This window comes from Brevibacterium rongguiense (assembly GCF_009857845.1).
Taxonomy (GTDB): Bacteria; Actinomycetota; Actinomycetes; order Actinomycetales; family Brevibacteriaceae; genus Brevibacterium; species Brevibacterium rongguiense.
Genome location: NZ_WWEQ01000168.1, coordinates 1 through 253 on the forward strand (window position 1 = coordinate 1; position 253 = coordinate 253).

A 253-nucleotide genomic window follows, 5' to 3' on the forward strand; every position below is an offset into this window, starting at 1 on the left:
GGACGGGTGCGTTTATGTCGCACACCAAGTTCGGTGCACGCCTCACGCCACGCAGACGACCGGTAAGCCGAACCGTTGTCTGACAGCACGCGCTCAACACTCACGCCACGGTCTGCAAACCACGCCAGGGACTGATGCACGATCAGGTGTCACATGATCTGTGGCGCCGTGCGGCGTTGCAGGGAAGGATGTGCGCCATGCCCGCTCCCTATCCCCAAGAGTTCCGTGAGGACGTCGTCCGCGTCGCGAGGAA

1 pseudogene is annotated in these 253 nt (G+C 62.8%); it reads right to left on the bottom strand.

The window, feature by feature from the left end:
* Positions 1-128: pseudogene (locus GSY69_RS14005) on the bottom strand (DDE-type integrase/transposase/recombinase); the annotation flags it as partial.
* Between the last annotated feature and the right edge of the window lie 125 nt (positions 129-253).